Origin of the sequence: Streptomyces sp. SID12501 (assembly GCF_010550245.1) — a bacterium.
In the GTDB taxonomy this organism is placed as follows: domain Bacteria; phylum Actinomycetota; class Actinomycetes; order Streptomycetales; family Streptomycetaceae; genus Streptomyces.
On the sequence record NZ_JAAGLU010000035.1, the window covers coordinates 91958 to 116191 of the forward strand.

24 protein-coding genes are annotated in these 24234 nt (G+C 70.3%); 16 read left to right on the forward strand and 8 right to left on the reverse strand.

Translation table 11 applies throughout. The features are described 5' to 3' along the window. Nucleotides 1-52: 52 nt before the first annotated feature. Nucleotides 53-772, forward strand: a complete 720-nt coding sequence (locus G3I71_RS34460; RefSeq protein ID WP_164320941.1) for a hypothetical protein — start codon at nucleotides 53-55, stop codon at nucleotides 770-772. 41 nt (nucleotides 773-813) lie between these two features. Here G3I71_RS34460 and G3I71_RS34465 read toward each other — a convergent pair whose 3' ends face one another. The 3 genes from G3I71_RS34465 to G3I71_RS34475 form a co-directional block, all read right to left on the reverse strand. After that, a complete protein-coding gene (locus G3I71_RS34465) occupies nucleotides 814-2001 on the reverse strand; it encodes a sulfotransferase (protein ID WP_164320943.1) in 1188 nt (395 codons plus the stop codon). Nucleotides 2002-2153: 152 nt separating this feature from the next. Continuing rightward, entirely contained in the window at nucleotides 2154-4205 is a 2052-nt protein-coding gene (locus G3I71_RS34470; RefSeq protein WP_164320945.1) for a glycoside hydrolase family 31 protein, read from the reverse strand. A gap of 228 nt (nucleotides 4206-4433) precedes the next feature. Next, nucleotides 4434-5447, reverse strand: a complete 1014-nt coding sequence (locus G3I71_RS34475; protein ID WP_164320947.1) for a LacI family DNA-binding transcriptional regulator — start codon at nucleotides 5445-5447, stop codon at nucleotides 4434-4436. Nucleotides 5448-5833: 386 nt separating this feature from the next. On the opposite strand from G3I71_RS34475, the gene G3I71_RS34480 reads away from it, so the two are divergent. Further along, entirely contained in the window at nucleotides 5834-7780 is a 1947-nt protein-coding gene (locus tag G3I71_RS34480) for an acyl-CoA dehydrogenase family protein (RefSeq protein WP_164320949.1), read from the forward strand. 73 nt (nucleotides 7781-7853) lie between these two features. On the opposite strand, the gene G3I71_RS34485 is transcribed toward G3I71_RS34480, so the two are convergent. Further along, nucleotides 7854-8306: a lamin tail domain-containing protein gene (locus G3I71_RS34485; protein WP_164320951.1), complete on the reverse strand. Its 453-nt coding sequence runs from the start codon at nucleotides 8304-8306 to the stop codon at nucleotides 7854-7856. A gap of 155 nt (nucleotides 8307-8461) precedes the next feature. Between G3I71_RS34485 and dxr the strand changes: the two genes are divergently transcribed. The 6 genes from dxr to G3I71_RS34515 all read left to right on the forward strand — a co-directional run bounded on the left by dxr (nucleotide 8462) and on the right by G3I71_RS34515 (nucleotide 15979). Then, entirely contained in the window at nucleotides 8462-9733 is a 1272-nt protein-coding gene (gene dxr / locus G3I71_RS34490; RefSeq protein ID WP_164320953.1) for a 1-deoxy-D-xylulose-5-phosphate reductoisomerase, read from the forward strand. An 8-nt stretch (nucleotides 9734-9741) separates the two neighbouring features. Further along, nucleotides 9742-11034, forward strand: a complete 1293-nt coding sequence (locus tag G3I71_RS34495) for an RIP metalloprotease (RefSeq protein WP_203732147.1) — start codon at nucleotides 9742-9744, stop codon at nucleotides 11032-11034. Nucleotides 11035-11225: 191 nt separating this feature from the next. Then, the gene (gene ispG, locus G3I71_RS34500; RefSeq protein ID WP_164320957.1) at nucleotides 11226-12383 is read left to right on the forward strand and encodes a flavodoxin-dependent (E)-4-hydroxy-3-methylbut-2-enyl-diphosphate synthase; all 1158 of its coding nucleotides are present in this window, start codon (nucleotides 11226-11228) and stop codon (nucleotides 12381-12383) included. Nucleotides 12384-12663: 280 nt separating this feature from the next. Continuing rightward, nucleotides 12664-13518 (forward strand): GNAT family N-acetyltransferase, encoded by an 855-nt coding sequence (locus G3I71_RS34505; protein WP_164320959.1) that lies wholly within the window; start codon nucleotides 12664-12666, stop codon nucleotides 13516-13518. 107 nt (nucleotides 13519-13625) lie between these two features. Beyond that, nucleotides 13626-14201: a GNAT family N-acetyltransferase gene (locus G3I71_RS34510; RefSeq protein ID WP_164320961.1), complete on the forward strand. Its 576-nt coding sequence runs from the start codon at nucleotides 13626-13628 to the stop codon at nucleotides 14199-14201. A 71-nt stretch (nucleotides 14202-14272) separates the two neighbouring features. After that, complete coding sequence (locus G3I71_RS34515) at nucleotides 14273-15979, forward strand: proline--tRNA ligase (RefSeq protein ID WP_164320963.1); 1707 nt, start codon at nucleotides 14273-14275, stop codon at nucleotides 15977-15979. A 106-nt stretch (nucleotides 15980-16085) separates the two neighbouring features. Here the strand turns inward: G3I71_RS34515 and G3I71_RS34520 are convergent, their stop codons facing one another. Beyond that, nucleotides 16086-16457, reverse strand: a complete 372-nt coding sequence (locus G3I71_RS34520) for a hypothetical protein (RefSeq protein WP_239149511.1) — start codon at nucleotides 16455-16457, stop codon at nucleotides 16086-16088. Nucleotides 16458-16472: 15 nt separating this feature from the next. Between G3I71_RS34520 and G3I71_RS34525 the strand changes: the two genes are divergently transcribed. From G3I71_RS34525 to G3I71_RS34540, 4 genes are read left to right on the forward strand one after another with little or no spacing between them, the layout of a single operon-like run. Beyond that, a complete protein-coding gene (locus G3I71_RS34525) occupies nucleotides 16473-17465 on the forward strand; it encodes an FAD:protein FMN transferase (RefSeq protein WP_164320965.1) in 993 nt (330 codons plus the stop codon). Then, nucleotides 17462-18055, forward strand: coding sequence for a ferric reductase-like transmembrane domain-containing protein (locus G3I71_RS34530; RefSeq protein WP_164320967.1), 594 nt, complete (start codon nucleotides 17462-17464; stop codon nucleotides 18053-18055). Before G3I71_RS34525 ends, G3I71_RS34530 begins: the two co-directional genes overlap by 4 nt. Beyond that, on the forward strand, nucleotides 18052-19272 hold the full coding sequence (locus G3I71_RS34535) for an NADH-ubiquinone oxidoreductase-F iron-sulfur binding region domain-containing protein (protein ID WP_164320969.1): 1221 nt from the start codon (nucleotides 18052-18054) through the stop codon (nucleotides 19270-19272). The genes G3I71_RS34530 and G3I71_RS34535 overlap by 4 nt, the downstream gene beginning before the upstream one ends. Before the next feature lies 1 nt (nucleotide 19273). After that, nucleotides 19274-19489: a ferredoxin gene (locus tag G3I71_RS34540; protein WP_164320971.1), complete on the forward strand. Its 216-nt coding sequence runs from the start codon at nucleotides 19274-19276 to the stop codon at nucleotides 19487-19489. A gap of 100 nt (nucleotides 19490-19589) precedes the next feature. On the opposite strand, the gene G3I71_RS34545 is transcribed toward G3I71_RS34540, so the two are convergent. The 3 genes from G3I71_RS34545 to G3I71_RS34555 are packed head-to-tail and all read right to left on the reverse strand — an operon-like array spanning nucleotide 19590 to nucleotide 21606. Continuing rightward, nucleotides 19590-20522 (reverse strand): aminoglycoside phosphotransferase family protein, encoded by a 933-nt coding sequence (locus G3I71_RS34545; protein ID WP_164320972.1) that lies wholly within the window; start codon nucleotides 20520-20522, stop codon nucleotides 19590-19592. A gap of 41 nt (nucleotides 20523-20563) precedes the next feature. Then, nucleotides 20564-21052, reverse strand: a complete 489-nt coding sequence (locus G3I71_RS34550; protein ID WP_164320974.1) for a ferritin-like domain-containing protein — start codon at nucleotides 21050-21052, stop codon at nucleotides 20564-20566. Further along, entirely contained in the window at nucleotides 21049-21606 is a 558-nt protein-coding gene (locus G3I71_RS34555) for a hypothetical protein (RefSeq protein ID WP_164320976.1), read from the reverse strand. The genes G3I71_RS34550 and G3I71_RS34555 overlap by 4 nt, the downstream gene beginning before the upstream one ends. 215 nt (nucleotides 21607-21821) lie before the next feature. Here G3I71_RS34555 and rimP point away from each other — a divergent pair, with 215 nt between their 5' ends. The 4 genes from rimP to G3I71_RS34575 all read left to right on the forward strand — a co-directional run. Next, nucleotides 21822-22361 (forward strand): ribosome maturation factor RimP, encoded by a 540-nt coding sequence (rimP, locus tag G3I71_RS34560; protein WP_164320978.1) that lies wholly within the window; start codon nucleotides 21822-21824, stop codon nucleotides 22359-22361. Between the two features lie 2 nt (nucleotides 22362-22363). Next, nucleotides 22364-23410, forward strand: a complete 1047-nt coding sequence (nusA, locus tag G3I71_RS34565) for a transcription termination factor NusA (RefSeq protein ID WP_164320980.1) — start codon at nucleotides 22364-22366, stop codon at nucleotides 23408-23410. 101 nt (nucleotides 23411-23511) lie between these two features. Continuing rightward, a complete protein-coding gene (locus G3I71_RS34570) occupies nucleotides 23512-23790 on the forward strand; it encodes a YlxR family RNase P modulator (protein WP_164320982.1) in 279 nt (92 codons plus the stop codon). A gap of 147 nt (nucleotides 23791-23937) precedes the next feature. Beyond that, nucleotides 23938-24234, forward strand: a 297-nt coding sequence (locus G3I71_RS34575; protein WP_343243149.1) for a translation initiation factor IF-2 N-terminal domain-containing protein, incomplete at its 3' end; no start/stop codon positions are given.

Below are 24234 nucleotides of genomic sequence, written 5' to 3' on the forward strand. Positions count from 1 at the left end.
GCAGCACACAACCCCCCACCCGCATTTCCCCCCACCCTTGGAAGGAACCCCCATGGCAACACGCACCCGCACGCTGAGCCGGATCACCAAGGTCCTGCTGGCCCCCGCTCTCGCGCTCGGCGCGACCGTCGGTCTCGCGTCCGCCCCCGCCTCGGCGGCCGTCTGGAGCTCCTGCGACCAGTGGGGCAACACCTCACTGAACGGCTACACCCTCTACAACAACATCTGGGGCTCCGGCGCCGGCAGCCAGTGCATCTGGGCCAACTCCGGTACCAACTGGGGCGTCAACGCCAACCACCCCAACACCGGCGGCATCAAGTCCTACCCCAACTCCAAGAAGGTGATCAACAAGACGATCACCTCGCTCGGTTCGCTCTCCAGCACCTACAACGTCACGGTCCCGTCGTCCGGCGCGTACAACACGTCGTACGACATCTGGGACACCGACTACGACTACGAGATCATGCTCTGGGTCAACAAGACCGGAGCCGTCGGCCCGCTCGGCACCTCGCAGGGCAACGTGACGCTGGGCGGCCACAGTTGGACCGTCTACAAGGGCAACAACGGCGCGAACGAGGTCTTCTCGTTCATCCGCACCTCGAATTCGTCGTCCGGCACGGTCAACGTCCTGCCGATCCTCAAGTGGATCAAGGACACCAAGGGCTGGTTCGGCAACGAGACGATCGGTGACGTGCAGTTCGGGTTCGAGATCACCTCGTCCTCCGGGGGCCTGAACTTCACCACCAACAACCTGACGGTCAGCAGCAGCTGACGCGGGCGGCCAGACAGAGGGGCCGGGGCCGGTCGCGCCGTTCAGGCGCGGTCGACCTCGGCCCGCAGGGCGTTGTAGTCGGCGAACGCCGAATCGACGTCTGCGCGGGTGAGGCCGTACCGGGCCAGGTCGTAACTGTGGGGGCGGGTGCCCTTGGGGCGGGCTGCGACCTCGGGGAGCCGGGCGGCGTCGGAGTCGGTCCAGCGGGCGCCGACGGCCGCGTAGAGCTTCGGGGCGCCGGCGGCCGGATCGGACCCGAGCCAGGAGTACGGGACGTCCACCAGGGACTCGCGCGGGACGGCGGCACGGGCGGCGAGGCCGCGGTTCACGGAGTGGCTGAGGAGTTCCAGCCAGGTGGCGCCGAGGCCGGGCAGGTCCAGGGGGCGCAGGGTGATCGCCATGCCGGCCTCGATGAGGCTGCAGAACGATGCCACCACGGCAGCCGGATCGCGGTGTGTCCACACGATCGTCGCGTCCGGGAAGACCCGGAGCAGGGCGTCCAGATTACCGGTGTGCAGAGGGGACTTGAGGACCCAGCGACGGCGGGGGCGGCCGTACTGGAGCACCTGGTAGACCTGCTTGAGGTATGCGTAGTCGGGGACGAAGTCCCGCTCGTCGAGGGCTGCTCGGTACTCGGGGATGCGGGCCTGGGACAGCGGCATGATCGTGTGCGGGAGGGCGAAGGTGCACTCGTCCGGGCCCTCGGCGGTCATCGGGTGGATGTCCCGGTAGCGCGGGGCGAACAGGTTGATGCCGCCGACCATCATGCGCGCGGACCGGATCGCTCTGCGCCGCTGCTCGGGAGTGCCGTCCAGGTCGGGTGTCAGCAGTTCCCACAACCTGGGACATCGGTGCCCGGCCGAGAGGGACAGCACCCCGTGGGTGAGCGTGGTGGCGGTGCGCGGCAGGCCCACCACGAACACCGGCTTCTCGATGGGCTCCTGGGCGATCCCGGGCTGCTCGGCGATCAGCCGCCGGACCCGGACCCGGCTGGTGAGATGCCTGCGGACATGCCCCTGTGCGGACGCCCAGCCGACCGGGGTGAGGTTCTCGTCCCGGGCCCAGTCGCACAGCAGGGAACGGAAGCCGTCGACGAACTCCTCGTCACCGGGCGCCTGTCCGACGTCGGCGACCAGCCGGTCGAAGGCATGGCCGGGGGTGCGGCGGGAGCGGTGGGCCGGCCGGAGCAGCAGGTCGGCCAGTTGGAGAGCGAGCGGAGATGAGGACACGGGTGGAACACCCTTCCATGGGCGAGTGGAGCTGGACGGGTGGTCCTTACCCAGCCAACTGCCCTTTTCTGCACAGGAGTTCGCAGGAATCCCAGCATTGACAGACGGCCGGCCCTCCGCTCGAAGGGCCGACCGCCTCCGCGTCGGGGCCGCTACTCCGCCACAGGCAGACTCACCCCGTCCCGCAGGAACAGCGGGATACGCTCCAGCGGCGCGTCGACCGTCACGACCACCCCGCCCTCATACGTCTCGCCGGTCCACGCGTCCGTCCAGGTCGCCCCCGCCGGAAGGTACGCCGTACGGGTCGTCGCGCCCGCCTCCAGGACCGGGGCGACCAGCAGGTCGGGGCCGAAGAGATACGCGTCGTCGACCGACCAGGTCGCCGGGTCGTCCGGGAACTCCAGGAACAGCGGGCGCATCACCGGCAGCCCCTCCTCGTGCGCCTCCCGCATGACCCGCAGCACATACGGCTTCAGACGCTCGCGGAGATGGACGTACCGCTCCAGGATCGCGCCGGCCTTCTCGCCGTACGACCACACCTCGTTGGGACCGCCGGTCATGTCGGGGCCCAGCGGCAGGCCCGGGTCACGGAAGCCGTGCAGGCGCATCAGCGGGGACAGCGCGCCGAACTGGAACCAGCGGACCATCACCTCCTGGTACGCCGGGTCGTCCGGGTCGCCGCCGTGGAAGCCGCCGATGTCGGTGTTCCACCAGGGGATGCCGGACAGAGCGGTGTTGAGACCCGCCGCGATCTGGCGGCGCAGGGTCGGGAAGTCGACCCCGATGTCACCGGACCACAGGGCCGCCCCGTAGCGCTGACTGCCCGCCCACGCCGAGCGGTTGAGGCTGATCACCTCGTCCTCGCCGGACGCGACCAGGCCCTCGTAGAAGGTGCGGGCGTTCTCGAGCGGGTACAGGTTGCCGACCTCCAGGCCGGGGCCCGCCCAGTACCGCAGGTTCTCCGGGAACCCCGGCTTCAGCTCCGGCTCGCAGGCGTCCAGCCAGAAGGCCGTGATGCCGTACGGGGCAAGGTAGTTGTCGCGGATCTTCGACCAGAGGAACTCGCGGGCCTCCGGGTTCGTGGCGTCGTAGAACGCGACCTGGACGGTGGACGCGACACCCTTGTCCGGCCAGTCGGCGTGCGCCATCGGGCCGTACTGCGTACCGATGAAGTAGCCGCGCTGCTCCATGAGTTGATGGTTCTCGGAGAGCGGCGACACCGAAGGCCAGACGGACACGACGAGTTTGACGCCCATCTCCGCCAGCTCCGCGACCATGGCGGCCGGGTCGGGCCACTCGGCCGGGTCGAACTTCCAGTCGCCAAGATGCGTCCAGTGGAAGAAGTCGCACACGATGGCCCGCAACGGCAGCCCGCGCCGCTTGTACTCCCGTGCCACGTCGAGGAGTTCGTCCTGCGTGCGGTAGCGCAGCTTGCACTGCCAGAAGCCCGCCGCCCACTCCGGCAGCATCGGCGTACGGCCCGTCACCGCGCTGTAGCGCCGTTGCGCGTCGGCCGGCTGCCCGGCCGTGATCCAGTAGTCGATCTGCCGGGCCGAATCCGCCACCCAGCGCGTCCCGTTGCCCGCCAGCTCCACCCGCCCGATCGCCGGGCTGTTCCACAGCAGCGTGTACCCGCGGCTGGAGGTGAGCACCGGCACGGACACCTCGGCGTTGCGCTGCACCAGGTCCAGCACGACACCCTTCTGGTCGAACAGACCGTGCTGATGCTGCCCGAGCCCGTACAGCTTCTCGTCCTCGTAGGCGGCGAACCGCTGCTCCAGCCGGTGGTAGCCGTTGCCGACGGCCGTGTAGAGACGCGAGCCCGGCCACCAGAAGTGCGCCCGTTCCTCGGCGAGCAGCTCGGCCGCGTCATCGGTGCGCAGGAAGCGGATCATGCCCTCGGCGCTCACCTCGACGGTCAGCGCGCCGACGGTCAACTGCCCCTGCCCGTCCTCGATCTTGACGGTGTACGGCGTCGACTCCGGCTCGTCCAGAAGGGCACCCGGCAGCCCTTCCAGGACCGGCCCGCCGAGCCGGGTCCGGACCCGGACCGCGTCCGGGCCCCAGGGCTCTATCCGTACGGTCTCCTGCCGGCCGCTCCACTCCAGCGCACCGTCCCGCTCACGGAACGTACCGACGGTGGGAGAGGACTGCGCGAGGCTGACCGCGCCTGACGGGGACAGGGATTCGGCGGGCTGGTTCACGTGGCGGCTCCTGAAGGAAGGAGTGGGGGAAAGGGGTGGCTGTGGGGGACCCCGGCGCGGCTCTGGCGGGCCGGTCCGGGACATGCGGGGGTGCCCCAACGGTCCTGGGATGTCCGGGCGTCGGGTGTGGCGTCGGGCGAGGTCTTCGGTTGTGAGCGGGGATCGTGCGCGGGAATCTGGAGGTGGCCGGGGATCAGGAGGTGGCCGGTGATCAGGAAGTGCCGGAAATCAGGAGGTGGCCGGTGCCGGACCCGTGCTCGCACGCACCGTCAACTCCGGTGAGATCAGCGCGACTTCGTCACTCCCGCGCCCTTCGAGCTTGGCGATGAGCAGTTCCACCGCTCGGCGTCCCATCTCCTGTGCGGGAATGGCGACGGACGTCAGCCGCACCGAGGCCTGGGTGGCGACCTGGTCAGGACAGACGGCGATCACCGACACGTCCTCCGGCACCGCCCGCCCCTGCTGGCGCAGCAGCGCGAGCAGGGGTTCGACCGCCGACTCGTTCTGCACGACGAACCCCGTGGTGCCCGGCCGCTCGTCGAAGATCCGGGCCAGGGTCACCGTCATCGCGTCGAACCCGCCCTCGCACGGCCGGTGCAGCACCCGCACCCCCAACTCCCTCGACCGGGACCGGAGTCCGTCGAGCGTGCGCTCGGCGAATCCGGTGTGCCGTTCGTAGACCGCGGGCGCTTCACCGATGACGGCGATGTCCCGGTGCCCGAGCTCTGCGAGGTGCTCGGCGCACAACGCGCCCGTGGCCCCGAAGTCGAGGTCGACGCAGGTCAGGCCCTCGGTGGCAGCCGGAAGTCCGATGAGTACGGACGGCTGGTCCGTCCCGCGCAGCAACGGCAGCCGCTCGTCGTCGAGTTCGACGTCCATCAGGATCATCGCGTCGGCGAGCCCGCTGCCGGTCACGCGGCGCACGGCGTCGGGACCCTCCTCGCCGGTGAGCAGCAGCACGTCGTACCCGTAGGTGCGGGCGCTGGTGGCCACCGCGATGGCGATCTCCATCATCACCGGCACGTACATGTCCGTACGCAGCGGGACCATCAGGGCGACGATGTTGGAGCGACTGCTCGCCAGCGCCCGGGCACCCGCGTTCGGGTGGTAGCCGAGCTGTTGGATGCTCTGCTCGACCCGCTGCCGGGTGCCCACCGAGATGGACCGCTTGCCGCTGAGGACATAGCTCACCGTGCTCGCCGAGACTCCGGCGTGCTGGGCGACCTCGGCGAGAGTGACCATCCAGCTCTCCAAGCATTGTGTGAAGCGCTTCGACAGTGCGCGTAATGGATAACAGCGACGGATAACAGCGAGTGAGGGGTGGAACGACAGTATCCCCACCCGGGTTGGGTGTCCATATGTTGTCGAAGCGCTTCGACAAGGTTTTTCGGGGCCTTCTCGGCCGCCATGGCAACTTTCCCACCCGGCGGTGGCCGTTGAGGAGTGCTGGGTCCGATCGGTCTGCATCGGCACCGGCACCGGCTGGCGGGCGGGGTGCCGAGGGCCTGTCCCGGCCGATGGCCGCGCGAGGACTGGTGGGGGCGCCCGTAATCGGGTACCAACGATCGAGTAGCACCGATCAGTAACGTACGGTCCTCAAGATCCCGATTCGCGGCGAGGTGTGCCTCATGTCCGCAAGCCCAGTCAAGCCCCCAGCCAAACCCACCGTCACCGAGCGGGAGGCCCGCCAGGTGGCGGAGGCCGCCCGGGAACAGGGCTGGCGCAAGCCCAGCTTCGCCAAGGAACTGTTCCTCGGCCGCTTCCGGCTCGACCTCATCCACCCGCACCCGCTCCCGCCCGCCGAGGACGCGCGACGCGGCGAGGAGTTCCTCGCCGAGCTGCGCGACTTCTGCGAGACGAAGATCGACGCGGCCCGCATCGAGCGCGAGGCGCAGATCCCCGACGAGGTCGTGAACGGGCTCAAGGAGCTCGGCGCCCTCGGCATGAAGATCGACACCAAGTACGGCGGCCTCGGCCTCACCCAGGTCTACTACAACAAGGCGCTCGCCCTGGTCGGCTCCGCGAACCCGGCGCTCGGCGCGCTGCTCTCCGCCCACCAGTCGATCGGCGTCCCGCAGCCGCTGAAGCTCTTCGGCACCCAGGAACAGAAGGACGAGTTCCTGCCGCGCTGCGCCCGCACCGACATCTCCGCGTTTCTGCTGACGGAGCCCGACGTCGGCTCCGACCCGGCGCGGCTCGCCACCAGCGCGGTACCGGACGGCGACGACTACGTCCTGGACGGCGTGAAGCTCTGGACGACCAACGGAGTCGTCGCCGACCTCCTCGTCGTCATGGCCCGCGTACCGAAGTCCGAGGGCCACAAGGGCGGCATCACCGCGTTCGTCGTCGAGACCGCCTCCGAGGGCGTCACCGTCGAACACCGCAACGCCTTCATGGGCCTGCGCGGCCTGGAGAACGGCGTCACCCGCCTCCACCAGGTGCGCGTCCCGGCCGCCAACCGGATCGGCCCCGAGGGCGCCGGCCTCAAGATCGCCCTGACGACCCTGAACACGGGCCGCCTGTCGCTGCCCGCGATGTGCGTGGGCGCCGGGAAGTGGTGCCTGAAGATCGCCCGGGAGTGGTCGGCCGTACGGGAGCAGTGGGGCAAGCCGGTCGCGCTGCACGAGGCGGTCGGCGCGAAGATCAGCTTCATCGCGGCCACCACCTTCGCTCTGGAAGCCGTACTCGACCTCTCCTCCCAGATGGCCGACGAGAACCGCAACGACATCCGCATCGAGGCCGCCCTCGCCAAGCTGTACGGCTCCGAGATGGCCTGGCTGATGGCCGACGAACTCGTCCAGATCCGTGGCGGACGCGGCTTCGAGACCGCCGAGTCGCTCGCCGCCCGCGGGGAACGGGCGGTCCCCGCCGAACAGGTCCTGCGCGACCTCCGGATCAACCGCATCTTCGAGGGCTCGACGGAGATCATGCACCTGCTGATCGCCCGCGAGGCCGTCGACGCCCACCTGACGGTCGCGGGTGACCTCATCGACCCCGACAAGTCCCTGTCGGACAAGGCGAAGGCGGGCGCCAACGCCGGTGTCTTCTACGCCAAGTGGCTGCCCAAGCTGGTCACCGGAGCCGGACAACTCCCGGGCTCGTACGCCGAGTTCAAGCGCGAAGGTGTCGACCTCTCGCCGCATCTGCGCTACGTCGAGCGCAGTGCCCGCAAGCTGGCCCGCTCCACCTTCTACGCCATGTCCCGCTGGCAGGGCCGGATGGAGACCAAGCAGGGCTTCCTCGGCCGGATCGTCGACATCGGCGCCGAACTGTTCGCGATGAGCGCGGCCTGCGTACGCGCCGAACTCCTGCGCGCCCAGGGCCAGAACGGCCACGAGGCCTACCAACTGGCCGACGCCTTCTGCCGCCAGGCCCGCGTCCGCGTCGACGAACTCTTCGGCCGCCTGTGGACCAACACCGACGACGTCGACCGCGCGGTGGTCAAGGGCGTCCTCGCCGGTGCGTACACCTGGCTCGAGGAGGGCGTGGTCGACCTCTCGGGGGAGGGCCCCTGGATCGCGGACGCGACACCAGGCCCGACGAAACAGGAGAACGTCCACCGTCCCATCCGGTGAGAGACACCCGCGCCCCTCCAGCAGAGGGGGCGCGGGGCTCTTTACCGGCCCTACGGCGGAGCGCCTAGCAGGCTTAACAGGCCTTGTCGCTCGGGTCGCTGGTCGTCCACTTGCAGTCGTCGACCTTCGACCCGTTCGCTCTCGTCAGGATCGCCGTGTCACTGGTGTTGTTCCAGACGTACGCGCGCCGGTTCTGGAACTTGGTCGCCGCACTGTCGGTCCCCTTACCCGTGCGGATCTTCATGGTCTTGCCCGCGCCGATCTTCAGATTGGCGAAGGTGTACTTGTGGTTGGCTACGTCCTTCAGGATCCAGCCCTTGAGCGATATGGACGCCGAGCCGGTGTTCTTGATCTCCACCCACTCCCCGTTGAGGGAGGCGTTGGAGCCGTTGTCCGAACCCGGACTGTCGAACCACACATGCCGGATGACCACCCCGCCGGCCGCCTCGGCCGGAGTACTGAGAACCGCGCCGGTCAGGGCAACGGCGCCCGCGAGCGCGGGCAGGGCAGCGCGTCGAATGCGCATCGAGATCCCCCCAGGATTTCGTACACGACTGACCGGTCGTCCACCGGCCAGGAAAGAAGTGTTATCACACGATCTTTATGTGGGTTTCGCTTATGGAAACTCCGCCCGGGGGACGCCCTGTCCTCACTGTCGGTGGCAGCGGCCACAATGGAGGGATGACCGACAGTCCAGCCCCACTCGCAGACCCGCACCTCGTCTTCGACCCCGTGGTCGAAGACGGCTCCAGGGACGTGGTGATCCTCGGTTCCACCGGGTCGATCGGCACCCAGGCCATCGACCTCGTGCTGCGCAACCCGGACCGCTTCCGGGTCACCGGGCTCTCCGCCGCGGGGGGCCGGGTCGCGCTCCTCGCCGAGCAGGCGCACCGGCTGCGCGTGCGCACGGTCGCGGTGGCCCGCGAGGAGGCCGTACCGGCCCTTCGCGAGGAGCTGAGCACGCGGTACGGCGCCGGGGAGCCGCTCCCAGAGATCCTCGCCGGACCTCAGGCGGCCACCCACCTCGCCGCGTCCGACTGCCACACGGTGCTGAACGGCATCACCGGCTCCATCGGCCTGGCCCCCACCCTCGCCGCGCTGGAGGCGGGCCGCACCCTCGCGCTCGCCAACAAGGAGTCGCTCATCGTCGGCGGCCCGCTGGTCAAGGCCCTCGCCAGGCCGGGCCAGATCATCCCCGTCGACTCCGAGCACGCGGCTCTGTTCCAGGCCCTGGCGGCCGGTACCCGCTCCGATGTGCGCAAGCTCGTGGTCACGGCGTCGGGCGGTCCCTTCCGCGGCCGTACGAAGGCACAACTGGCCGAGGTGACGGTCGAGGAGGCGCTCGCGCACCCCACCTGGGCGATGGGCCCGGTGATCACGATCAACTCCGCGACGCTCGTCAACAAGGGCCTGGAGGTGATCGAGGCACACCTCCTCTACGACATTCCCTTCGACCGCATTGAGGTGGTCGTGCACCCGCAGTCGTATGTCCACTCGATGGTTGAGTTCACGGACGGATCGACACTGGCCCAGGCCACGCCCCCCGACATGCGCGGCCCCATCGCGATCGGCCTCGGCTGGCCGGAGCGCGTCCCGGACGCGGCGCCCGCGTTCGACTGGAGCAAGGCGTCGACGTGGGAGTTCTTCCCGCTCGACACCGAGGCGTTCCCGTCGGTCGGTCTGGCCCGGCATGTCGGGCAGCTCGCGGGCACGGCCCCCGCGGTGTTCAATGCGGCGAACGAGGAGTGCGTGGAAGCATTCCGGAGCGGCGGGCTACCGTTCAACGGAATCATGGAGACCGTGACCCGGGTGGTCGAGGAACACGGAACCCCTCGTACGGGAACTTCCCTGACCGTCGCGGACGTCCTTGAAGCGGAGTCCTGGGCGCGGGCGAGGGCCCAGGAACTGACACAACAGACGAAGACACAGCAAGCGGCGGAGGCCCGTGCATGACGGCACTGATGATGATCCTCGGCATAGTCGTCTTCGTGATCGGCCTGCTGGTGTCGATCGCCTGGCACGAACTGGGCCATCTCTCGACGGCGAAGCTCTTCGGCATCCGCGTACCGCAGTACATGGTCGGCTTCGGCCCGACGATCTGGTCGCGCCAGAAGGGTGACACCGAGTACGGCATCAAGGCGATCCCGTTCGGCGGCTACATCCGCATGATCGGGATGTTCCCGCCGGGTCCGGACGGCCGCATAGAGGCCCGCTCGACGTCCCCCTGGCGCGGGATGATCGAGGACGCGCGCGCCCAGTCCTTCGAGGAGATGCTGCCGGGCGACGAGAAGCGCCTGTTCTACACGCGCAAGCCGTGGAAGCGCGTCATCGTGATGTTCGCGGGCCCCTTCATGAACCTGATCCTCGCGGTGGCACTGTTCCTGATCGTCCTCATGGGCTTCGGCGTCGCGCAGGAGACCACCGCCGTCAGCTCAGTCTCCAAGTGCGTCATCGCCCAGAGCGAGGGCCGGGACGCCTGTCGCAAGACCGACAAGGCCTCGCCGGCCGCGGCGGCCGGTCTCAAGGCGGGCGACAAGATCCTCTCCTTCGGCGGGGTCCAGGTCGACACCTGGAACAAGCTCTCGGACGAGATCCGCGCGAACCCCGGCAAGGAGGTGGCGATCGTCGTCGACCGCAAGGGCGAGCAGGTCACCCTCCACGCGAAGATCGCCAAGAACCAGGTCGCGAAGAAGGACTCCAGCGGCCAGATCGTCAAGGACCAGTACGTCACGGCGGGCTTCCTCGGCTTCAGCGCGGCCAGAGGCGTCGTCCGTCAGGACTTCGGCGACTCGGTGACCTGGATGGGCGACCGGATGGGCGAGGCCGTCGACTCGATCGCGAGCCTGCCCGGCAAGATCCCCGCCCTGTGGAACGCGGCCTTCGACGGCGGTGAACGCGCGGCGGACTCCCCGATGGGCGTGGTCGGCGCGGCCCGCGTGGGCGGCGAGATCTTCACCCTGGACATCCCGCCCAGCCAACAGCTGGGGATGGCGTTGCTGCTGGTGGCGGGCTTCAACCTGTCCCTCTTCCTCTTCAACATGCTCCCGCTGCTGCCCCTCGACGGCGGTCATGTCGCGGGCGCCCTGTGGGAGTCACTGCGAAGGAACACGGCAAAGGTGCTGAAGCGCCCGGACCCGGGCCCGTTCGACGTGGCGAAGCTGATGCCGGTCGCCTATGTGGTGGCGGGACTCTTCATCTGCTTCACGCTGCTTGTCCTGGTGGCGGATGTGGTCAACCCGGTGCGAATCTCCTAGTCACCCGGGGTTTCCCGCGGATTCACGGCGGCCGGGCACAGTGGAAGCACTCCGCTGTGCCCGGCTGTTCTCCAATGAGTGGGTTTACGTGCGGGATGTGCCCGGGCCTGGGCACGTGCCGTAATCTCGAAGTCTGGAGCCCGTTGTTCCCGGGGCCGGACCTTGAACCACAACTTGGGGTTGCACAGCAGATGACTGCGATTTCTCTCGGCATGCCGACCGTTCCGACCAAGCTCGCCGAACGCCGGAAGAGCCGACAGATCCAGGTCGGTTCGGTGGCCGTGGGCGGAGACGCGCCGGTGTCGGTGCAGTCGATGACGACGACGCGTACGTCGGACATCGGGGCCACGCTTCAGCAGATCGCCGAGCTGACGGCGTCCGGCTGCCAGATCGTGCGGGTCGCGTGCCCCACGCAGGACGACGCGGACGCGCTGGCGACCATCGCGCGCAAGTCGCAGATCCCGGTGATCGCCGACATCCACTTCCAGCCGAAGTACGTGTTCGCCGCAATCGAGGCCGGCTGTGCCGCGGTCCGGGTGAACCCCGGCAACATCAAGCAGTTCGACGACCAGGTCAAGGAGATCGCGCGGGCCGCCAAGGACCACGGCACGCCGATCCGCATCGGCGTCAACGCCGGTTCGCTCGACAGGCGACTGCTCCAGAAGTACGGCAGGGCCACGCCGGAGGCGCTCGTCGAGTCGGCGCTCTGGGAGGCGTCCCTCTTCGAGGAGCACGACTTCCGGGACATCAAGATCTCCGTCAAGCACAACGACCCGGTGATCATGGTCAACGCCTATCGGCAGCTCGCGGCGGCCTGCGACTACCCCCTCCACCTGGGCGTCACCGAGGCCGGCCCCGCCTTCCAGGGCACCATCAAGTCGGCGGTCGCCTTCGGCGCGCTGCTCAGCGAGGGCATCGGCGACACGATCCGTGTCTCGCTGTCCGCCCCGCCGGTCGAGGAGATCAAGGTCGGGAACCAGATCCTGGAGTCCCTGAACCTGCGCCAGCGAGGCCTGGAGATCGTGTCGTGCCCGTCGTGCGGGCGTGCCCAGGTCGACGTGTACAAGCTGGCCGAAGAGGTCACGGCCGGCCTGGAGGGCATGGAGGTCCCGCTGCGCGTCGCCGTCATGGGCTGCGTGGTGAACGGCCCCGGCGAGGCCCGCGAGGCGGACCTCGGCGTCGCCTCCGGCAACGGCAAGGGGCAGATCTTCGTGAAGGGCGAGGTCATCAAGACGGTCCCCGAGTCGAAGATCGTCGAGACGCTCATCGAGGAGGCGCTGAAGCTCGCCGAGCAGATGGAGGCGGACGGCATCGCCTCCGGCGAGCCCTCGGTGTCCGTCGCGGGTTGATTCGCCCCCGCCGCCCCTACCCGTCCCATCCTTCTGGGGCTCCGCCCCAGACCCCGCTCCTCAAACGCCGGAGGGGCTGAAATACCCAGCCTGTCCGGCGTTTGAGGACGAGGCCCCTTCAGGGCCGATAGCGGGGGTCTGGGGGCGCAGCCCCCAGGGACGACGGCAAGTCAAGCCGACCTTCACCGACAAGCGAGCGGCATCAACCACAGGACGACGCCGCTCAGCTTCCGCAGGTACAGTGCGGAGATCAGCAGACCGCATCGGTGAGGCCCCGCACGTGTTGACGCAGACCACCTCCCGGGTGCTCGACCCGGGCGACCTGGACGCCGCGCTCGCCGTCCTCGGCCGCGAGCCGGTCGCGAACGCCTTCGTGACGTCCCGTGTCCAGGTGGCGGGCCTAGACCCCTGGCGCCTCGGCGGCGAGATGTGGGGCTGGTACGAGGACGGCATGCTCACCAGCCTCTGCTACGCGGGCGCCAACCTCGTCCCGATCTGCGCCACCCCGCGCGCCGTACGCGCCTTCGCCGACCGCGCCAGGCGAGCCGGCCGTCGCTGCTCCTCCATCGTCGGCCCCGCCGAAGCCACCACCCAGCTGTGGCGGCTGCTCGAACCGAGCTGGGGCCCGGCCAGGGAAGTCCGCCGCCACCAGCCCCTCATGGTCACCGACAGGCTGCCCGACCCCTCCCTCATCACCCCGGATCCATACGTCCGCCGCGTCCTCAAGGAGGAGATGGAGACGATCATGCCGGCGTGCGTGGCGATGTTCACCGAGGAGGTCGGGATCTCGCCACTCGCCGGCGACGGCGGTCTCCTCTACCAGGCCAGGGTCGCCGAACTGGTCGGCTCCGGCCGCTCCTTCGCCCGCCTCGACGAGCGTGGCAAGGTCGCCTTCAAGGCCGAGATCGGCGCCGCGACCTCGCAGGCCTGCCAGATCCAGGGCGTATGGGTGGCCCCCGAATACCGCGGTCAGGGCCTCGCCGCCCCTGGCATGGCCGCCGTGCTGCGCTACGCCCTCGCGGACGTGGCCCCGGTGGTCAGCCTGTATGTGAACGACTTCAACACTCCCGCCCGCCGGACATATCTGAGGGTGGGCTTCCAGGAGGTCGGAGCGTTCATGAGCGTCCTGTTCTGAATCGGCCCCCGCTGTCCGAGCGATCCGGCCCATCCGGGGGTGTGCGGCTCAGCCACATCCGGCCCACGCCCCGCGAGGACGCTCCGCACCCCCTGTAGTCTCCCGACATGCCGCGCTTCCCCGGTCAGGACCACCGTCACCCCCGCCCCCACGACGTGGTCGTCGGCCCCCTCGACCTCGCCGCCCGGGTCGACGAGGCGCTCGCTGTCCAGGCCGTGGCGTTCGGGCTCGGGGCCGACGAGGTCGCCGTACGCAGGCAGATCGTTCTGCGGCATCTGACCTACCCCGGCGCGTGCGCACTCGGCGCGACCACCTCCGGGGGACGGCTCGCCGGGTTCGTGTACGGCATGCCGAACGACCGTGCGCACTGGTGGTCCACCGTCGTCGAGCCGTATCTGCGCCGGCAGGGCCACGACGCCTGGCTCGACGACTCCTTCGTGATCACCGAACTGCACGTCCACCCGACCTTCCAGAACATCGGCGTCGGCCGTGCCCTCATCAGCACGATCACCGACGCCGCCGCCGAACCCCGCTCGATCCTCTCCGCGATCGACACCGACAGCCCGGCCCGCGGCCTCTACCACTCGCTCGGCTACGAGGACCTGGCCCGCCAGGTCCTCTTCCCCAGCGCCCCGAAGCCGTACGCGGTGATGGGCGCCCCACTTCCGTTGCGCCGCCGCTAGTCGATTTCCACCGTCCCGCACCCCCCGGCTAACCTCCTGCCATCACCCTTAAGCAGCAGGAGTCGAGAATCATGGCCCAGGCCCAGGTCCAGCGCATGTCCCGTTTGATGGTCAAGACACTGCGTGACGACCCGGCCGACGCCGAGGTGCTCAGCCACAAGCTGCTGGTCAGAGCCGGTTATGTGCGCCGTACCGCCGCCGGTCTGTGGTCCTGGCTGCCGCTCGGCAAGAAGGTTCTGGCCAACGTGGAGCGCGTCGTCCGCGAGGAGATGGACGCCATCGGCGCCCAGGAGGTCACGCTCCCCGCCCTGCTGCCGAGGGAGCCGTACGAGGCGACCGGCCGCTGGGACGAGTACGGCCCCGAGCTGTTCCGCCTCAATGACCGCAAGGGCGGCGACTACCTCCTCGGCCCGACCCACGAGGAGATCTTCACCCTCCTGGTCAAGGACCAGTGCTCGTCCTACAAGGACCTGCCGGTGATCCTCTACCAGATCCAGAACAAGTACCGCGACGAGGCCCGCCCGCGCGCCGGCATCCTGCGTGGCCGCGAGTTCCTGATGAAGGACTCGTACTCCTTCGACACGGAGGACGAGGGCCTGGCCAAGTCGTACGCCCTGCACCGCGAGGCGTACCAGAAGATCTTCGCGCGTCTCGGCCTCGACTACCGCATCTGCGCCGCCACCGCGGGCGCCATGGGCGGCTCCAAGTCGGAGGAGTTCCTCGCCCCGGCCGCCGCCGGTGAGGACACCTTCGCCGACTGCCCCAACTGCGACTACGCAGCCAACACCGAGGCGATCACGTACGCGCTCCAGCCGGTGGACGGGTCGGCCGTCCCCGCCCTCGAAGAGATCTCCACCCCCGACACCCCGACCATCGAGACGCTTGCCGCGTACCTGGAGGTCGCCGCCTCCGCCACCCTCAAGAACCTTCTGGTCAAGGTGGACGGCGAGATCGTCGCGATCGGCGTCCCCGGCGACCGTGAGGTCGACCTGGGCAAGGTCGAGGCGCACTTCGCGCCCGCCGTCGTCGAACTCGTCACGGCCGAGGACTTCACGGGCCGCGACGACCTCGTACGTGGTTACGTCGGCCCGCAGGGCCTGGAGAAGGTCCGCTACTTCGCCGACCCGCGCATCGCCCCCGGCACCGCCTGGATCACCGGCGCCAACAAGGCCGGCCTGCACGCGAAGAACGTCGTCGCCGGCCGTGACTTCGAGGTCGACGGGTACATCGACTCCGTGGTCGTCCAGGAAGGCGACCCCTGCCCGGCCTGCGGCACCGGCCTCAAGCTGGACCGCGCCATCGAGATCGGCCACATCTTCCAGCTCGGCCGCAAGTACGCCGACGCCCTCGGCCTCGACGTCCTCGGCCAGCAGGGCAAGCCGGTCCGCGTGACCATGGGCTCGTACGGCATCGGCGTCTCCCGCGCGGTCGCGGCCCTCGCCGAGCAGCACGCCGACGAGCAGGGCCTGTGCTGGCCCAAGGAGATCGCCCCGGCCGACGTCCACGTCGTCGCCGCCGGCAAGGCCCTCCAGACCGAACTGGCCCTCGACGTCTCCGACAAGCTGGCCGCGGCCGGCGCCCGCGTCCTGGTCGACGACCGGGCCGGCGTATCCCCGGGCGTCAAGTTCACGGACGCCGAGCTGATCGGCGTACCGAAGATCCTGGTGGCGGGCCGCCGTTCGGCCGAGGGCGTCCTCGAACTGAAGGACCGCCGGACGGGCGAGCGCGAGGAACTGACGGTCGAGGAAGCCATCGCCCGTCTGACCGCCACCGCCTGACAACGCGCGTGATTTAAATCCCGCTCTCAGAGAGTTCTCGGGAGGCGTATGGGCGCCTCACAGACTTCTCTCAGGCCGTTCCCCGAACGTAGGACGTGACACGGAGTCACATCCTATGGAGGGGAACGGCCATGACGGTCAGGGAGCAGGAGCGGGGAGCCGCCGCGGCGGTGCGCAGAGGGATGCGGCGTACGGCTGCCGTGGCGGCGGCGGTCTCGCTGGCCGCGGCGGCCGGGGTGTTCGCCCTCGTCGGCACGATGGAGTCGGACGCGACGACGACCGCGAGCAGTACCTCGGACTCGACATCCAGTTCGAGCAGCAGCACGGACACCAGCACGGACACCGGCACGAGTACCGACACCAGTACGGATACAGCGTCCTCGGACTCATCGGACTCATCCGACTCCTCGTCCGCCGGCCTCCAGTCCTCCTCGGACGACCTGACCGCCTCCGGCTCCAGCGGCTCCGCCGACTCCACCTCGGGGGCGTCGTGATGACCACCGCCGTCCGCCCCACTGCTGCCGCCGACTGGCGTGCCCTCGGTACCAGCGTCCGGCTCGTCACCACCGACCCGGCCCTGCTGGACTCCTGCAACCTGCTCCTGGCCCGCCATCTGGCAGAGGTCGACGCCACCTGCAGCCGCTTCCGTGCCGACTCCGAACTCTCCGCCCTGGACGACAGCGACGGCCGCCCGACCCGGGTCAGCCCGCTGCTCGCCGAGGCCCTGGCGGTGGCGCTGCGCGCGGCCGAGGCGACCGACGGAGCCGTGGACCCGACCGTTGGCTCGGCGCTGGAAGCGCTCGGCTACGACCGTGACTTCACCCTCGTCCAGGAGGACGACCGCCCGGTACGGCTCGCCGTGCGCCGCGTCCCCGGCTGGCGCCGGGTACACCTGGACCGCGCGACCGGCACGGTCACCGTCCCGTCCGGCATCCGCCTCGACCTGGGCGCCACCGCGAAGGCCTGGGCCGCCGACCGGGCCGCGCGAACGCTGGCCCGGACCGCCGGGTGCGGAGTCCTGGTGAGCCTCGGCGGCGACACGGCGGTCGCGGGCGAGCCCCCGGCGGGCGGCTGGCGCATCCGCGTCCAGGACGTCACCGGCCCGACGGAAGAGCCGCCCGCCCAGGGCCCGTACGCCACGATCGGCCTCCACAGCGGCGGCCTCGCCACCTCCGGCACGGCCGCCCGCCACTGGCGCCGGGGCGAGCACACCCTCCACCACATCATCGACCCGAACACCGGCCTCCCCGCCCGCACCCCCTGGCGCACGGTCTCCGTGGCGGCGGCCAACTGCGCCGACGCCAACGCGGCGACCACGGCGGCCCTGGTGAAGGGGACGGGCGCGGAACGCTGGCTGACGGGGCTGGGCCTCCCGGCGCGGCTGGTGACAAGGGACGGCACGGTACTCACTACTCCGGGCTGGCCCCTTTCGATCTGCCCGGCGAACGAGAGCGAGGCCGTTCAGGCCGAAGGAGAGCCGACGTGACCTCCGAGACCCTCTGGTACGCCAACCGCGCGACCGGCGCCGTATGCCTGGTCCTCTTCACTGTCGTCGTGCTGCTGGGCATCGCGGTGAGACTGCGAGCCAGACTCCCCGGCCTGCCCAGATTCGGCACCGTGACCCTCCACCGCACCCTCTCCCTCTCCGCCACCGCCTTCCTCGCGCTCCACATAGCCGCCGCGGTGATCGACGGCTACGTCGACATCACACCCCTCGACGCCCTCGTCCCCTTCGTCTCCGACTACCAGTCCCTCTGGCTGGGCCTCGGCACGGTCGCCCTCGACCTGATGCTCGCGGTACTGGTCACCAGCCTTCTGCGGGCCCGCCTCGGCCACCGCACCTGGCGTGCCGTGCACTGGCTCGCGTACGTCTCCTGGCCGATCGCCCTCGTCCACGGCATCGGCATCGGGACGGACACCGGCGCCGACTGGATGACCTGGCTGACCGTGTCCTGCGTCGCCGCCGTACTCGCCGCCTTCGGCATCCGCACGGCTCAGGCCGTACGCGCCTCCCGCCGGACCCCGGCAGCCCTGCTCCACACACCGGAACGCACGCTCGAAGGGGCCCGCTCATGACCGCCACGTACACCGAGGTCCTCATGTCGCCCCGCCTCCTGGCCCCCGGCGGCGCCCCGGCCGACTTCACCACCCACGAGCAGCGCTACGGGCCCGTCGCGTACGGCAGTCCACCCCAACTCCTGCAGTCCGTCGCCGAGTCGGGCCTCACCGGCCGCGGCGGAGCCGCCTTCGCCACGTACCGCAAACTCGTCTCCGTGGCCGACGCCGGACGCCGGACCGGCCGCGCCCCGGTGGTCGTCGCCAACGGTGCGGAGGGGGAGCCCGCGAGCCGCAAGGACAAGACTCTGCTGCATCTCTCGCCCCATCTCGTCCTGGACGGGCTCCAGTTGGCGGCCGAGGCGGTCGGTGCCGGGGAGGCGTACCTCGCCGTGGAGGCGGGCGCGAGCTATCTGGAGGCAGCCCTCGCCGAACGCCGTCGCGACCCGCTGTCCGTCAAGGTCGTCCGCGTTCCCCGGCGGTTCCTGTCCGGCCAGTCCTCCGCCCTCGCCTCGTACGTCTCCGGTGGCGCGGCCCTCCCGCAGCACCAGCGCCCGCCGGTGCGGGAACGCGGAGTGCGCGGGGCCCCGACCCTCGTGCAGAACGTCGAGACCCTGGCCCACCTCGCGCTGATCGCCCGTTACGGCGCCGACTGGTTCCGGGCCGCCGGGACACCCTCGGAACCCGGCAGCGCGCTGTGCACGGTGCATGTGCCCGGGCGCGAAGTACGGGTCGTCGAGGCCCCGTTCGGGATGCCGATCGGCAGACTGCTGCCACTGGGTCCAACGGGTGCGGTCCTCGTCGGCGGCTACCACGGCAGCTGGATCCCGGCCTCCGAGGCAGCCCAACTCCCGCTCAGCACAGCCAATTTGGGTGCAGGCGTACTCGCTGCACTGCCCGCCGACCACTGCGGCCTCGCCGAAACCGCCCGCGTCCTGCGGTACTTGGCCCTGGAGTCGGCAGGCCAGTGCGGGCCCTGCCTCAACGGCCTGCCCCGGATCGCCGCCGCGTTCCAGACCCTGGCCGCCCCCGGTGCCCAGGGCACGGTCCGCGCGGACGTCGCCCGCTGGGCCGGCCTCGTCGAGGGCCGCGGCGCCTGCCACCACCCCGACGGCACGGTCCGCCTGGTCCGCTCGGCCCTGACCACCTTCGCCACCGAACTCGACGCCCACGCGACCGGCTACTGCACGGCGACGGACGCGACCCCACTGCTGCCCGTCCCCAACGACAGGAGCTGACATGCCGCAGAGTCACGAGACGACGACGATCGACATCGACTGGACGTCCTGCAAGGGCCACGGCCTGTGCGCGGAACTCCTCCCGGAACACATCACCTTGGACGAATGGGGCTACCCACTCGTCGACGGCACCCCGATCCCCGCCCGCACAGTGAAACGAGCCCGCAGAGCGGCGACCGACTGCCCCGTACTGGCCCTCAAACTCGCGGCCAGGTGAAGCGCCTTTTTAGGGGCGCGAGGCTGTATCGATGTGCGGCTCCGCCGCGTGGGCGCGACCAGCCACGACTCACCCGCAGCCGACAACGAGACCGAATACCTCAAAGCCACCCAGCGAACTCCAGCAACAACTCCGCATCCCTGGGCCGCCCCACGCGCAGTGCCCGCACACCCGACTCCACAGCCCTGAACAACGTCCACCCCCGCAACCGCTCCTGATCCACATCCAGCGACTCGGCGAGCCGCTTCACCCGCCGTCGGGTGATCGCCGCCCCCGACGACGACGCGATCAGGTCTTCCACCCGGTCCCGAACCAGCCGCGCCAAATCGAACGCGCACTCACCGACCAACGGATCCGGCCCCACAGCCAGCCAGGGCACCCGCTCCGCGGCCAGCACCTTGCTCTGCCGGAACGTACCGTGCAGCAACCGTGCCTCGGGCGGCGCGACCAGCAACTCCTCGCGCGCGGCGAGCGCTGCCTCGACCAGTGCCGCCACCTCGGCATCCGCACCGGCGCTCGCCGACATCGTCTCGGCCTGCCGACCGGTCCGTGAGGCCACCGTCTCGAACACGCCTGCCGAGCCCGCGGGCGGCTCGACCCACAGCCGCCGCAGCGTTCCCGCCGCCTCCAGCAGGGCCTTCGCCTCGGGCAGTGACCGCACCGACACATCCGGATGCAGTCGCTCCAGCATCAAGACACCCTCGTCGGCGGAGCCGCCGGAGGTTGTCGAGCCGGTGGACGGTTCCAGCAACTGCACCGCACCCGCCCCGCCCCAGTGCGCCAGCGCCACCCGCTCACTCTCCGGCCGGGCCCTGCGTGGCGCGAGCTTCAGGACGGCGGGCGTGCCGTCGGCCCGCCGCACCAGCACCACCAGGCTGCTGCGACCGCCCGGAACCTGTACCCGTTCCACGGTCAACACGCGTAGATCCACGGCTTGTTGAGCCGCCACGGGCAGCCGCGCCAGCCAGTCGTCACCGTCCGGTGCCGGCTCGCCGAGCGCCCTCACCAGACGGGGCGGCGGTTCGAAAGCCATGCGCGAGTCGTTTCCTTCCGGTACGCGGGATGCGGGACGGGCTACGCCGTGGGTGTCGCCGACGCCGTGGCCGGTGCCGACGCGGAGCCGGACCGCTCGGCAAGACCAGGGAAGGGTACGCTCCCGCCCCGCCACCGGACCGCACGCACCGCGGCCTCCCTCAGCCCCTCGGCGCCTGTCCGGCGCCGCTCGCCCCCGGTTGCCCGGACCAGGTCGGAGTACACCCCGGCGACCCTCTCCTCGAGCTCGGCCGCGAGGCGGACGGCGGCCTCCGAGTCCGACACGGGGAACGGCAGGGCGTACCCGGCCGCCGCCGCCACCGGCGTGCCCCCGAGGTCCCGTACCGCCCGCGCCAGCTCGTCGCGCCGGGCCCGGTGGGCGTCGTACGCGGCCCGCGCCTCGCTCCGGCGGGCCTCGCCGATCAGCCCGCCGACGACTCCGTACCCGTACACCGCCGCGTGCTCGGCGCCCAGGGCGGCCTGGAGGGCGGTCAGCTCGGCAGTGTCCTTCTCCGCCGCGGTACCGGTCACTTCGTGCCCTCCGTCAGCAGATAGACATGCGCGGCCCCGGCAGCCGCCACCGAGGCCAGCAGCCGCGCCAGCTCACCCGGCACATCGAGGAGCGCCTTCGTACGCCGGTCCGCCAGGGTCCGTTCGGCGGCGGCGAGCCCGGCGAGGGCGTCCCGCTCGTTCGCCGGCGCCGCGGAAGCCGAAGGCGACGCGGATGCCGAGGAGGCCGTATGCGTAGGGGTAGGGGTAGGGGTAGGAGTGGGCGTCGGCTCGCCGCCTCCGAACGACTCCGCGTGCCGTACGACCTCCGCCCGCAGCCCCGACAGCCGCTCCGCCAGTACCGGAAACGCGGCGATCGCCGTGTCGTACTGCTGTACGAGCTCCGTGCTGTCGCGTGCCGCACGCGCGCGTGTCCGCTCGGCGACCGACGGGCTGCCGGCGCTCGTGGCCGTCGTGTCGGGCTCGGGGGTGCAGCCCACGAGAAGGGCGGCGCCCGCGGCCGAGGCGAGCAGGGTCCTTCGGCGCGGACCCGGAGGGGCTCCCAGCGGAGTACGCGACGGTGGGGGGAACGGCACGGCAGACGTCCTCGGAGGGCTCGTACGAACGGGACACCAGGGAAGGGCAGCACGCCCGCGATCACCGTACCCGCGCCCCGGCCCGCCGCCCGCCACCGGCGCCGCCGGGCAGCGGGCGGCGTACCGGTGGACGGCAACACCCCCTGGGACCGGATACCCTTTGACCTGACACGCGATCCACCCACAACAGCACACGCGGCCGAGGAGTCACCCGGATGAGCACCACCCAGAGCGAGAGGCTTCGAGAGCTCCTGGAGCCGCTCGTCAGCTCGCAGGGTCTCGATCTCGAAGAGATCGCAGTGGAGCCCGTCGGGCGCAAGAGAGTGCTGCGGGTCGTCGTCGATTCCGATGACGGCGCCGATCTGGACGCGATCGCCGATGTGAGCCGCGCGCTCTCGGCGAAGCTCGACGAGACGGACGCGATGGGCCCGGGGGAGTACACCCTGGAGGTCGGCACCCCCGGCGCCGAGCGCGAACTCACCGAGCACCGGCACTACGTACGCGCCGTCGAGCGACTGGTGAGGTTCCAGCTCACCGAGGGCGCCGGTGAAGTGGTCGGCAGAATCCTGACCGTGGACGACGAGGGCATGGACCTCGAAGTGCCGGGCGTGAAGGGCCGGAAGGCCACCGCCCGCCGACTCGCCTTCGCCGACATCGACAAGGCCCGCGTCCAGGTCGAGTTCAACCGCAAAGAAAAGCAAGACAAGCAAGACGAATTTGACGAGCAGGACTTGACGGAAGAGGAGGAGGCGTAGCCGTGGACATCGACATGAGTGCCCTGCGGGGCTTGGTGCGGGAGAAGGAGATCTCCTTCGACCTGCTGGTCGAGGCGATCGAGTCGGCCCTCCTCATCGCATACCACCGCACCGAGGGAAGCCGCCGCCACGCGCGCGTGAAGCTCGACCGGGAGACCGGTCATGTGACCGTGTGGGCGAAGGAGGACCCCCAGGAGCTGGAGGAGGGGCAGGAGGCGCGCGAGTTCGACGACACCCCGTCGGACTTCGGCCGGATCGCCGCCACCACCGCCAAGCAGGTCATCCTGCAGCGCCTGCGGGACGCCGAGGACGACGCGACGCTCGGCGAGTACGCGGGCCGCGAGGGCGACATCGTCACCGGTGTCGTCCAGCAGGGCCGCGACCCGAAGAACGTGCTCGTGGACATCGGCAAGCTGGAGGCCATCCTGCCGGTGCAGGAGCAGGTCCCCGGGGAGACCTACACGCACGGGCTGCGGCTGCGGTCGTACGTCGTACGCGTGGCGAAGGGCATGCGCGGTCCGTCCGTCACCCTCTCGCGCACGCACCCCAACCTGGTGAAGAAGCTCTTCGCGCTGGAGGTGCCCGAGATCGCCGACGGTTCCGTCGAGATCGCGGCCATCGCGCGTGAGGCCGGCCACCGCACGAAGATCGCCGTGCGGTCGACGCGCAGCGGCCTGAACGCCAAGGGGGCCTGCATCGGCCCCATGGGCAGCCGGGTGCGCAGCGTCATGGCCGAGCTGAACGGCGAGAAGATCGACATCGTCGACTGGTCGGACGACCCGGCCGACATGGTGGCGAACGCGCTCTCCCCGGCCCGCGTGAACAAGGTGGAGGTCGTCGACCTCGCCGCCCGTTCCGCGCGCGTGACGGTCCCCGACTACCAGCTGTCGCTGGCGATCGGCAAGGAGGGCCAGAACGCCCGGCTCGCGGCCCGGCTGACCGGCTGGCGGATCGACATCCGCCCGGACACCGAGCAGCCGTCCGAGGGGTCCTCCGAGAGGCCGTCCGAACGGCCGTCCGAGCGGCCCGCTCGCCAGCCCCGGGACTAGCGGGGGAATAGATCCCAGCCGCAGGTGGCTGAGATCACGACAACAGCCGTTCGATTCTTACCCCAAAGGGGTGAGGTCGCTACGGGGAGGTAGACTTAGCGGTGTCTGGCCGGACGCGTGCCCGCGCATGCCCTGAACGCACCTGTGTGGGGTGTCGGGAGCGAGCGGCCAAGAAGGAACTGCTGCGCATCGTGGCGGTCGAGGGTGAATGCGTCCCCGATCATCGCGGTACGCTGCCCGGCCGGGGTGCTTACACGCATCCCGCCCTGGTCTGCCCCGACCTGGCGGTCCGCCGCCGTGCATTCCCGCGGGCACTCCGTGTCCAGGGAGCGCTCGACGTGGTGGCGTTGCGCCGGTACGTCGAGCAGGAAACACCGTAGAACGCGTCGCACGGAACCCCGTGCGGCTCTGGTACCCCCGCGAGTTGGAAGTAGGTCGAGATTGCGATGAGCACTCGATGAGCACGCGATGAGTACGCCCATGAAGTAGCGACGGTCCGGCCGCAACCCGGACCTAAAAGGAGCGAAGTGGCTAAGGTCCGGGTATACGAACTCGCCAAGGAGTTCGGGGTGGAGAGCAAGGCTGTCATGGCCAAGCTCCAGGAACTCGGTGAATTCGTCCGATCGGCATCCTCGACGATCGAGGCGCCAGTAGTACGCAAGTTGACAGACGCCTTCCAGGGCGGGAGCGCCAAGCCCGGCGCCCCGCGCAAGGCTGCTCCCAAGCCCGGCGCGCCCTCCCCGGCGCAGTCGGCCCGTCCGGCTGCCCCGCGGCCGCCGGCTCCCAAGCCCGCCGTGGCCGAGAGCCCCGCGGCTCCTGTCGCG